Here is an 11,412-nt window from a genome sequence, read left to right on the forward strand (position 1 = left end):
CATGGAGACACCATTAACCGCACTGCAGCAGGCCTACCTTCTGGGTCGCAGCGATCGATGGCCGCTCGGCGGCGTGGCGATGCACGACTTTCGCGAATACCGCACCCGGCAGCGGGATGTACCGCGCCTTGAAGCGCGCCTGGCCGAGCTGGTACAGCACTACCCGGCGTTGCGCACCTGCATCGATGTGCAGCGCGCCACTCAGCACGTACGCCCAGAGGTGACGCTGCATCTGGATCGCCACGATCTGCGCTCCCTTGATGACGAAGCGGCGCAGCGCCAGACTGAACAGCTGCGCGATCGCTACTCCCACCAGCGCCACGATCCGAGCCAGCCACTGTGGCGCATCGCCGTGATCCAACTTGCCGAACAGCAGGATCCGACGGGATCGCCGTACGATACGCTGATCTTCACCAGCTTCGATGCCTTGATCCTCGACGGCCAGGGGATCTCCACCGTGATCGCGCGCCTGTTCGACGATCGCCCTCTGGCGCCGACCGCCGCCGCACTGCCGCCCCCCGCCGCATCGGCGGCGCAGCGCCAGGCCGATGCCGCCTACTGGCGTGAAAAGCTGCAGGATGTCACCACCCCGTCGGCACTGCCGTGGCGCGCCCCACTCGCCAATCTCACCTCATCACGCTATCGCCGCGCCACCCTGACGCTGCCGCGCGATACGGTAAAACAGCTTGGCCGCCTGGGATCGCCGCATGCGCTGCTGCGCAACAGCCTGCTGTCGGCGCTGATCCTCGATACGCTGGCCCACTGGACCACCGATGGCGAGCTGTGCGTCGGGGTGCCGGTGGCGTTCCCCGCCGCCGACGGCGCCCTGGGCAACGCCTCCAGCTTCGTGGCGGTGCGCTATTCCCGCCACGGCGAAGATTTTATTCAGCGCGCGCAAGCCCTGCAGGACGATGTGCTCGGCGCGCTCGACCACCTGGCGTTTTCCGGCGTCGATCTGGCGCGGCAGTTGCTCGGCCAAAGCCAGGGCGGCCCGGCGCTGCCGGTGATCCTGACCAACTGCCTGGGTTGGGAAACGCTGCCGGCCGAGGCGCCGGTGCGCTTCCACGACGGCCTGACCCAAACGCCGCAGGTCGCCATCGACATTCGCCTGACGCTGGACAGCGAAAAAAATCTGCAGCTGTGCGTGGACTACGCCGAACAGGCGCTGCACGGCGAGCAGGTAGAAGCCATGCTAGCCGCGTTGCAGCGACGCATCCTGCACAGTTGCCAACGGGCCGACCTGGCGATCGCGCCGCGGGACTTCATCGATCTGGCGCATTACCGCCACAACGACAGCGAAGCGAATTACGCGCCTTACCCTTATCTGGCGCAGCTGGCCGAGCGGCTGTTTGGCGCGCAAAACGGCGGCAATGCGCTGATCTGCGGCGAGCAGACGCTGACCTACCGCGAACTGGGCCAGCGGATCGCCACGGCAATCGCCCACCTGCAGAGCCGCGGCGTGCAGCCGGGCAACGTGGTGGCGCTGTATCTGCCGCGCAGCCCAGAACAGATCATCTTCAGCCTCGCCTGCGCCCTGCAGAGCGTGATCTGGGTGCCTATCGACATCAACTCACCGCCGGAACGCACCGCCTACCTGCTGGAGAACTGCCGGCCAACGCTGGTGGTGCACGGCGGCGATCTGGAGACGCCGATCGGCGTGACGCCGGCGATCCTGCTGGCGCCGACGGATCGCGCGCCTGCGCTGCCGGATGAACAGACGTTGGTGGAACGCAGCGCCAGCCTGGCCGCAAGCTACTACCTGTATACCTCCGGCACCACCGGCAAGCCCAAATGCGTGGTGCTCAACAACCGCGCCACCGCCAACGTTATCCACCAGACCCAGCAGCGCTGGGCGGTCACCGCCGACGACGTGTTCATTTCCGTCACGCCGCCGCACCATGACATGTCGATGTTCGATCTGTTCGGTTCGCTGTGCGCCGGCGCTACGCTGGTGCTGCCGGCGCCGCATCAGGAAAAGGACGCCATCAGCTGGAACCAGCTGGTGGAAAAACATCGGGTCAGCCTCTGGTGTTCGGTGCCGGCCATTCTGGAGATGCTGCTCACCTGCAAAACGGCCGACAGCCTGCGTTCGCTGCGCCTGGTGGCGCAAGGCGGCGACTACATCAAGCCGGCGACGGTGCAAACCCTGCGAACCCTGCGCCCGGATCTCGCGCTGTTCTCACTCGGCGGGCCGACCGAAACCACCATTTGGAGCATCTGGCACCCGATCGCCCCACAGGAGAGCGGCACCGTGCCTTACGGCCGCCCGCTGCCGGCCAACCGCTACTTCATCTGCCATGACGACGGCAGCCACTGCCCGGCGGGCGTGGTCGGCCGCATTCACACCGCCGGGGTCAACCTGGCGTTAGGCTATCTGGAGCAGGGGGAACTGAAGCAGCACGATTTCGTCACCCTCGAAGGGCCGGACGGGCAATCGCTGCGCGCTTTCCGCACCGGCGATCAGGGCTATTACCGTGCGGACGGTAACATTATGTTCGCCACCCGGGTGAACGGCTATGTGAAGATCCGCGGCGTGCGCGTCTCGCTGCCGGAAATCGAAGACGTGCTGCGCCGTCATCCGGCGATCCTGGATATGGTGGTGGTGGATTATCCCAGCGGAGAGAACAACGAGGCGGCGCTCGGCGCCCTGTATCTGACCCGCGACGGCAAACCGCTGCCGCTGTCCGAGATCCGCGCCTTCGCCACCGGCTATCTGCCCTGTACCCATATTCCCACGCGCTTTATCCATGCCGAGGCGCTGCCGCTGTCCGCCAACGGTAAAACCGACCGCCATCGCATCCGCGCCGACCTGAGCCACCAACAAACCGCGCCGGCGTTAAACGCCTGCGCGGCCCCGCCGCCAAACGCGCCGCTGGCGCGCAGCGCAGAGATCCTGGCCATTTACTGGCAGGCGATCGGCGTGACGCCGCGCCCGGAATGGGGGGAAGAGACGGCGTTTATCGCCATGGGGCTGAAGCTGCCGCATATCAAACAGGTGGCGTCGCGCCTCAATGACGCTTTCGGCACCCGTCTGGTAAGCAGTTCGCTCTTGCCGTGCAAGAACGCGCGCGAAGTGGCGGCGTTGCTGGCCAGCTGAAGTCCTGCCACTCGGGCGGGAGCATCCTCCCGCCCGCACTTTCTCAGGCGGGCAACGCCGTCAGGGCCGCCAGCGGTTGCCCCCAGGCTTCCCGCTGCAGCGCACGCAACAGAAACTCTTGCAGCGCCTCGCCATAGTCCAGCGCATCCTCCGTCGGAAACTGCTCCAGATAGATATCGATATCCACCTGCAGATCGCGGGCGTCGGTGCGGCCGCGATAAGTCAGGTTGAAACCGTCGCCCGAGCCGCCGGCCAATACGCTGCGCGTACCGCTGCAGCCGGTGAAACGGGGCGCATCGAAGGGTTGCACGTTGATGAAAGGGGAAATAAAGAAGCGCGAGTCCGGATCCACGCCGCGATCGGCGGCCAGTTGGCGCAGGCGGTAGCCGGCGTGGCTGCGCAGCTCCCGCAGCTGCTGCGTCAGCGTGGTGAGAAAGCTCCCCAGCGTCTCCGCTTGCGGCGGTGACACCAGCAGCGGCAGGGTATTGACCGCCAGCGAAGGCACGTTGGTGGCGGCCTGCCCACGGCGATTCAGCGCCGGCATCCACATCGGCAGCGTATCGCCCTGCCGGGTACAGCGCGGCATCACCTGAAACAGCCAGGCCGCCGACAGCGCCACCAGCAAGTCGGGCCAATTGATGCCGCTGCGCTCCGCCAACTGCGCCAGACAGTGCGACACCGCCGCCGGCAGCCGGTAGTGGGCGCTCAAACGCCGTACGCCATAGGCCTCACCGCCCTTGCGCACCGTCGGCAGCGCCTGCGACGGCGGCAGATAGGTCTGCCAAAAGCGCCGATCGCGCGCGCATCGCTCAGAATCAGCGTAGGCCAGTTCAGCCTGTTGGAAGGCGTCAAAGGCACCCAGGGGCATACCCGCGCTGCCCTCACCCAGATAGTGCGCGTATAACGCGGCGCAGCGGTGTTCGATCAGGGCCATGCCGAAGCCATCAACCAGAATATGGTGCGCACGCACGTACCAGAGGTAGCGCTCCGGCCCCAGTTTGAGCAGCCAGGCTGCGGCTAGCGGCTCGCTGTGCAGCGCCCGGCGCTGCGCGATATCTTCGCGCATCAGGCTTTGCGCCGCCTGCCAGGGATCGCCGTGCGTTTGCAGATCGATGCGTTGCAATGGCGGTGTGCACTGTGGATCGTAACGTAACGACGCAGGAGAGTCGCCATGCCGCTCACCAAAGCGCAAGGCAAGCGCCTGCGTCTCGGCGAGAGTGGTGACGATCGCCCGGCAGAGCGTCTCTTCCTCTACCGCGCCACACAGTTCGGTGCAATGTGCGACGGTGGACAGAGTCTGCCCAGGGTGCAAGATGTGTTCTTCCCAGAAATCAAGCTGCGCTGGCGCCAGCGGCAACCATCCAGAGGCCAAAGCGGTGTCCGACATGTTACCTACCTTTGATAAGCCCGAATAAAGACGCCGAACGGGCGTAACCCCACCGTTCAACGGCTTTGCGTGTCTCCATACATCATCAAATGAAAATGATAATAACACCTATTATCATTTCTATTAATTTGGTAACACTTTAGATTCTGTTAAGCGGGGATGCAAGTCGCGCAGTAAGGCAGAGAAAAGAAAGTGGCAGGTTGAAGAGCCATAAAAAACAAAACGCCCCGGCACAACTGCCTGGGGCGTTTTCAACGTCGGCGATACTCGGTGATTAGGCCTGGTTGGCCGGCTTCACCTTCTGCGCCAGGAACTCCGTTTCGTAGGCCAGCGCCTTCTTGCGATCGAACTGGTGCTCCCACTTGGCGATCACCAGTACCGCCAGCGCGTTGCCCACCACGTTCAGCGCGGTGCGCGCCATATCCAGGATACGGTCCACGCCGGCGATGAACGCCAAGCCTTCCAGCGGAATGCCGACGCTGCCCAGGGTGGCCAGCAACACCACGAACGAGACGCCCGGCACGCCGGCGATCCCTTTCGAGGTCACCATCAGCGTCAGCACCAGCACGATCTCCTGCCCCAACGACAGCTCGATGCCGTACAGCTGGGCGATAAAGATGGCGGCAATGCTCTGGTACAGCGTCGAGCCATCCAGGTTAAAGGAGTAACCCGTCGGCACCACGAAGCTGGTGATCGACTTGGGCGCGCCGTAAGCCTCCATCTTTTCGATGATGCGCGGCAGCACCGTTTCCGAGCTGGCGGTGGAATAAGCCAGGATCAGTTCGTCTTTCAGGATGCGGATCAGCGTCCAGATGCGCAGGTTGCACAGCCGGGCGACCGCCCCCAGCACCACTAGGGCGAAGAACGCGATGGCGAAGTACACCAGCACCACCAGCTTGGCCAGCGGCAGCAGCGAAGCGAAACCGAAGTTGGCTACCGTGACCGCAATCAGGCCAAACACCCCGATCGGCGCATAACGCATGATCATGTGGGTGACTTTGAACATGCTCTCGGACACCGCCTTGAACACCTTCAGCAGCGGCTCTTTGGTCTCTTTCGGCAACGACGACAGCCCCAGGCCGAACAGCACCGAGAAGAAAATAATCGGCAGCATGTCGCCCTTGGCCATCGACGAGAAGACGTTCGATGGGATCAGCGACAGAATGGTCGCCACCAGGCTGTGCGAACCGCTTTGCACCTGTTCGGTGGTTTTCTCATACTGCGAAATGTCCACCGTGGTCAGCGTCGACATATCAATGCCGTGGCCAGGTTGGAATACGTTGGCCAACGTCAGCCCCACCACGATGGCGATCGTGGTGATCACTTCGAAGTAAATAATGGTTTTCAATCCGATGCGGCCCAGCTTTTTCGCATCCCCCACGCCGGCAATACCGACGATCAGCGTGGAAATAACGATCGGCACCACAATCATCTTGATCAGACGAATAAAGATATCACCCGCCGGGCTGAGAATATTACTGACCAGCCACTCACGAGATTCGGTCTGGTTGTGCAATACCGCGCCAACAATAATACCCAGTACCAACGCGATCAGGATTTGCCAAGCCAGGCTAATTTTTACACTTTTCATACCCAAAAAGTCCTCAAAGACTCTTTTCGCCGTACAAAGTCGCAACACGACGAAAAGAATACTTAATCATTTATTACAGGCTTATGTTAATTCAGCGGAAGCGTTCACCTGCCCTGAGTGAAACGCAGTATAAATCTGTATCATCCGGGCGGCATGCTCTGCAAGCCTTGATTTGTCAGTGTTGAGCGCTGAATCGAATCACAAAAAATTCGCGTAACTATTTCAAACGGCATAATTGGTTGTTATTAAAAACATAATTTTTCATACAATGAAGTACATAACCGCACCGACGACGATTTTTTGAACGCTATTAAAATGCGTTATTTTTCGCTCAATCTGCATATTTAATCCGCATGATATGTTTATATTTTGTTACTCAAAAGTCAAACAAATGAGAATTGACCGAGTGACACTTTCGCCCATAAATGCAGTGCCACTTTATATTTCGATTAAAAAAAGAACGATATCGCAGGGCGCATACCATAGGGCATTACCCGACCTTTCATCAGGAATTAAAGGTTAATAAAACGTTATTTCACGCTGTGCAGTCCATCGTTATATCGTGCTAATGCCAACTTAGAATATTAATAGCGAAAAATAATCCAAAAAGATTTATAGCGAGAAATAATGGCGGCCCTGATCGTATCTATTAGTTTCTCGGCAGTTGAGCCCGTTTTGGTTTATTCTTTTTTGTTCTTTATATAAGTGTTTTTGGTTAAAAACGTGGGTTTATGAGGATTTAAGCGCCAAAGAGATAGATACGCCCTGCAAATGCGACAGAATGATTACAAATCAATATCTTTGTTGCGTGATCTGCCGCGCAAAAAAGAAACAAAGAATCATAGCAAACTATACTTAACCTTCAGTTGACATATCATTAACAACTTCAAGGAGAAAAGCTATGAGCCAACTGCATAAACACGCTATTCCTTCTGCAATTGCAGAACGCGCCCTGATTAATCCGGCACAATACCAACAGTATTATCAACAGTCGGTTCAAGACCCAGAGGCTTTCTGGGGTGAGCATGGCAAAATCCTGGATTGGATCAAACCCTATACCAAAGTTAAAAATACCTCGTTCGATCCGGGCCACGTCAGCATTCGCTGGTTTGAAGACGGCACGTTGAACCTGGCGGCCAACTGTCTGGACCGCCATCTGGCCGAGCGCGGTGACCAGACCGCCATTATCTGGGAAGGCGATGACCCGACCCAATCCAAAAAGGTGACTTACAAACAGCTGCATCACGATGTCTGCCAATTCGCCAACGTGCTGAAACAGCTCGGCGTTAAAAAAGGCGACGTGGTGGCCATCTATATGCCGATGGTGCCGGAAGCGGCGGTCGCGATGCTGGCCTGCGCGCGCATCGGCGCCGTACATTCGGTGATCTTCGGCGGCTTCTCGCCGGAAGCCGTCGCCGGGCGCATTATCGACTCCAACGCCAAACTGGTGATCACCGCCGATGAAGGCCTGCGCGCCGGCCGCGCCGTGCCGCTGAAAAAGAACGTCGACGATGCGCTGAAAAATCCCGGCGTGATCAGCGTGGCCAACGTGGTGGTATTCAAACGCACCGGTAAGCCGGGCTACTGGCAGGAAGGGCGCGATCTGTGGTGGCATGAGCTGACCCAGGGCGTCTCCGCAGACTGCCCGCCGGAAGAAGTGAACGCCGAAGATCCGCTGTTCATCCTGTACACCTCCGGTTCGACCGGCAAGCCGAAAGGCGTGCTGCACACCACCGGCGGCTACCTGGTGTACGCCGCGATGACCTTTAAGTATGTGTTCGACTACCACGACGGCGACATTTACTGGTGCACCGCCGACGTGGGCTGGGTCACCGGCCACAGCTATCTGCTGTACGGCCCGCTGGCCTGCGGTGCCACCACGCTGATGTTCGAAGGCGTGCCTAACTATCCGGGCGTCAATCGCCTGTCGCAGGTGATCGACAAACATCAGGTCAACATTCTGTATACCGCGCCGACCGCCATTCGTGCGTTGATGGCCGAAGGCGACAAGGCGATCGAAGGCACCCGACGCGATTCGCTGCGCATCATGGGCTCGGTCGGCGAACCGATCAACCCGGAAGCCTGGGAGTGGTACTACAACAAGATAGGCAACGCCAAATGCCCGATCGTCGACACCTGGTGGCAAACCGAAACCGGCGGCTTCATGATTACCCCGTTGCCGGGCGCCACTGAGCTGAAAGCCGGTTCCGCCACGCGGCCGTTCTTTGGCGTACAGCCGGCGCTGGTCGATAACGTCGGCACGCCGCAGGAAGGCGCCTGCGAAGGCAACCTGGTGATCGTCGATTCCTGGCCGGGCCAGGCGCGCACCCTGTTCGGCGATCATGATCGCTTCGAGCAAACTTACTTCTCGACCTTCAAAGGCATGTACTTCAGCGGTGACGGCGCCCGCCGCGACGAGGACGGTTACTACTGGATCACCGGCCGCGTCGACGACGTGCTGAACGTCTCCGGCCACCGTCTGGGCACCGCCGAGATCGAGTCCGCGCTGGTATCGCACCCGAAAATCGCCGAAGCGGCGGTGGTCGGCATTCCTCACAACATCAAAGGCCAGGCGATCTACGCCTACATCACGCTGAACCACGGCGAAGAACCGACGCCGGAGCTCTATACCGAAGTGCGCAACTGGGTGCGCAAAGAGATAGGGCCGATCGCTACACCGGATGTGCTGCACTGGACAGACTCGCTGCCCAAAACGCGCTCCGGCAAGATCATGCGGCGCATCCTGCGCAAAATTGCCGCCGGCGACACCAGCAACCTGGGGGATACCTCCACGCTGGCGGATCCGGCCGTAGTCGACAAGCTGTTGGAAGAAAAACAATCAATGAAAGTGCCGTCATAATTTACGCCGCTTCAGGCCGCTCATTCGGATAACGCGCCGTTGAGCGGCCCTGGCGCGGCGTACTCTCTCAATACCGACTGGAGACACTCTGATGAATGACACCATTTATCAAGGGATTGAAGAAAACCCGCGCTTTAAAGAGCTGGTGAGAAAACGCGGCCGGTTCGCCTGGCTGCTTTCGCTGATTACGCTGGCGCTGTACGTCGGCTTTATTTTGTTGATCGCCTTCGATCCACAATGGCTCGGTACGCCGATCGCCGCCGGATCGACCATCACCCGCGGGATCCCGGTCGGCGTCGGGTTGATCGTGATCTCTTTCGTCTTGACCGGGATCTACGTGTTTCGCGCCAACGGCGAGTTCGATCGCCTCACCGCAGAGATCCTGCGCGAGGTGAAACAATGAAGCGCTTATTGTCCGCCGCCGCGCTGCTGTTACTGCCGGGCCTGGCCTGCGCCGACGCCATTGGCGGCGAGGTGCATCGCCAGCCGCTGAACATCCAGGCGATCGTGATGTTTATCCTGTTTGTCGGCGCCACGCTCTACATCACCTATTGGGCGTCCAAACGCACCCGTTCCCGTCAGGACTACTACACCGCGGGCGGGCGCATTACCGGCCTGCAAAACGGCCTGGCGATCGCCGGTGACTTCATGTCCGCCGCCTCGTTCCTCGGCATCTCCGCATTGGTCTATACCTCGGGCTATGACGGGCTGATCTACTCCATCGGCTTCCTCATCGGCTGGCCGATCATTCTGTTCCTGATCGCGGAACGCCTGCGCAATCTCGGCCGCTATACCTTCGCCGATGTCGCCTCTTACCGTCTGCAGCAGAAACCGATCCGCACCCTCTCGGCCTGCGGCTCGTTGGTGGTGGTGGCGCTGTATCTGATCGCGCAGATGGTCGGCGCCGGCAAACTGATCCAGCTGCTGTTCGGGCTCAACTACCACGTGGCGGTGATCCTGGTCGGCATTCTGATGGTGCTGTACGTGCTGTTCGGCGGCATGCTGGCCACCACCTGGGTGCAGATCATCAAAGCGGTGCTGCTGCTGGCCGGCGCCAGCTTTATGGCGCTGATGGTGATGAAGTCGGTGAACTTCGACTTCAATACCCTGTTCGCCGAAGCGGTAAAGGTGCACCCGAAAGGCATCGCCATCATGAGCCCCGGTGGGCTGGTCTCCGATCCGATTTCCGCGCTATCGCTTGGCCTGGCGCTGATGTTCGGCACCGCCGGTCTGCCGCACATCCTGATGCGTTTCTTCACCGTGAGTGACGCCAAGGAAGCGCGCAAGAGCGTGTTCTACGCCACCGGCTTTATTGGTTACTTCTATATTCTGACCTTTATCATCGGCTTCGGCGCCATCTTGCTGGTCAGCGCCAATCCGGCGTTCAAAGACGCCACCGGCGCGCTGCTGGGCGGCACCAACATGGCGGCGGTGCATCTGGCCAATGCCGTTGGCGGCAACTTCTTCCTCGGCTTTATCTCGGCGGTGGCGTTCGCCACCATTCTGGCAGTCGTCGCAGGCCTGACGCTGGCCGGCGCCTCGGCCGTGTCCCATGACCTGTACGCCAGCGTGATTAAAAACGGCAAGGCGACCGAGCGCGATGAACTGAAGGTCTCCAAGATCACCGTCGTGGTATTGGGGCTGGTCGCCATTGCCCTGGGGATTTTGTTCGAGAAGCAGAATATCGCCTTTATGGTCGGACTGGCCTTCTCCATCGCCGCCAGCTGTAACTTCCCTATCATCATCCTGTCGATGTACTGGTCGCGTTTGACGACCCGCGGCGCGATGATTGGCGGCTGGCTGGGTCTGTTAACGGCGGTGATTCTGATGATCCTCGGCCCGACAATCTGGGTGCAGATCCTCGGCCATGAAAAACCGATTTATCCGTATGAATATCCGGCGCTGTTCTCGATGATCGTGGCCTTTGTCGGCACCTGGCTGTTCTCGATCACCGACAGCTCGCTGGCCGGACAGCAGGAGCGGGAACGCTTCCGGGCCCAGTTTGTCCGTTCGCAAACCGGACTGGGCATCTCTCAGGGCAGCTCGCATTGATCGAATAATAAGTGAAAAAAGCAAACACACCCTAATCAAAGGCCCTTCGGGGCCTTTTCTCTGGCTGTTTATCGGAGAGAAGCAGGGGAAAGCAGCGCAGCCTAGCTGCGCTTTTTTGCGTTTTACGCACAGCAAAAAGCCCTGAACGTCAGTTCAGGGCTTTCGGCTTTGTTTGATGCCTGGCAGTGTCCTACACAATTCGTCTCATCCTGAGACTCTCCCCTCCGGGGCCGCCGCACACGGCGTTAAGGCCCGTTCCCGACGGGCCTTTCGCATGCCCATGCTCGAGCAGAACGCCAGATAACAGACAAAACAAAAAGCCTCATGCTTTCGCATGAGGCTTTTTGTTTTATTTGATGCCTGGCAGTGTCCTACTCTCGCATGGGGAGACCCCACACTACCATCGGCGCTACGGCGTTTCACTT

6 protein-coding genes are annotated in these 11,412 nt (G+C 59.8%); 4 read left to right on the plus strand and 2 right to left on the minus strand.

Going from position 1 to position 11,412, the window contains the following annotated elements; genetic code table 11:
* Window position 1 precedes the first annotated feature (1 nt).
* On the plus strand, window positions 2–3,097 hold the full coding sequence (locus ACTJJ6_RS18280) for an amino acid adenylation domain-containing protein (protein WP_151254719.1): 3,096 nt from the start codon (window positions 2–4) through the stop codon (window positions 3,095–3,097).
* Window positions 3,098–3,140: 43 nt separating this feature from the next.
* Here the strand turns inward: ACTJJ6_RS18280 and ACTJJ6_RS18285 are convergent, their stop codons facing one another.
* Complete coding sequence (locus tag ACTJJ6_RS18285) at window positions 3,141–4,484, minus strand: condensation domain-containing protein (RefSeq protein ID WP_440802985.1); 1,344 nt, start codon at window positions 4,482–4,484, stop codon at window positions 3,141–3,143.
* 274 nt (window positions 4,485–4,758) lie between these two features.
* Window positions 4,759–6,075, minus strand: a complete 1,317-nt coding sequence (gene gltP / locus ACTJJ6_RS18290) for a glutamate/aspartate:proton symporter GltP (RefSeq protein ID WP_016929412.1) — start codon at window positions 6,073–6,075, stop codon at window positions 4,759–4,761.
* A gap of 901 nt (window positions 6,076–6,976) precedes the next feature.
* Here gltP and acs point away from each other — a divergent pair.
* The 3 genes from acs to actP all read left to right on the plus strand — a co-directional run bounded on the left by acs (window position 6,977) and on the right by actP (window position 10,987).
* Window positions 6,977–8,935, plus strand: a complete 1,959-nt coding sequence (acs, locus tag ACTJJ6_RS18295; protein WP_079451249.1) for an acetate--CoA ligase — start codon at window positions 6,977–6,979, stop codon at window positions 8,933–8,935.
* 91 nt (window positions 8,936–9,026) lie between these two features.
* Window positions 9,027–9,338 (plus strand): DUF485 domain-containing protein, encoded by a 312-nt coding sequence (locus tag ACTJJ6_RS18300; RefSeq protein ID WP_004930047.1) that lies wholly within the window; start codon window positions 9,027–9,029, stop codon window positions 9,336–9,338.
* Window positions 9,335–10,987: a cation/acetate symporter ActP gene (gene actP / locus ACTJJ6_RS18305; protein ID WP_004930048.1), complete on the plus strand. Its 1,653-nt coding sequence runs from the start codon at window positions 9,335–9,337 to the stop codon at window positions 10,985–10,987. The genes ACTJJ6_RS18300 and actP overlap by 4 nt, the downstream gene beginning before the upstream one ends.
* Window positions 10,988–11,412: the final 425 nt, after the last annotated feature.

Source organism: Serratia sp. 22278 (genome assembly GCF_052045405.1).
In the GTDB taxonomy this organism is placed as follows: domain Bacteria; phylum Pseudomonadota; class Gammaproteobacteria; order Enterobacterales; family Enterobacteriaceae; genus Serratia; species Serratia marcescens.

What these genes read in the sequence shown, in the direction of transcription:
- ACTJJ6_RS18280 (WP_151254719.1), top strand. Translation starts at nt 2, where the DNA reads ATGGAGACACCATTAACCGCACTGCAGCAGGCCTACCTTCTGGGTCGC.
- ACTJJ6_RS18285 (WP_440802985.1), bottom strand. Translation starts at nt 4,484, where the DNA reads ATGTCGGACACCGCTTTGGCCTCTGGATGGTTGCCGCTGGCGCCAGCG.
- gltP (WP_016929412.1), bottom strand. Translation starts at nt 6,075, where the DNA reads ATGAAAAGTGTAAAAATTAGCCTGGCTTGGCAAATCCTGATCGCGTTG.
- acs (WP_079451249.1), top strand. Translation starts at nt 6,977, where the DNA reads ATGAGCCAACTGCATAAACACGCTATTCCTTCTGCAATTGCAGAACGC.
- ACTJJ6_RS18300 (WP_004930047.1), top strand. Translation starts at nt 9,027, where the DNA reads ATGAATGACACCATTTATCAAGGGATTGAAGAAAACCCGCGCTTTAAA.
- actP (WP_004930048.1), top strand. Translation starts at nt 9,335, where the DNA reads ATGAAGCGCTTATTGTCCGCCGCCGCGCTGCTGTTACTGCCGGGCCTG.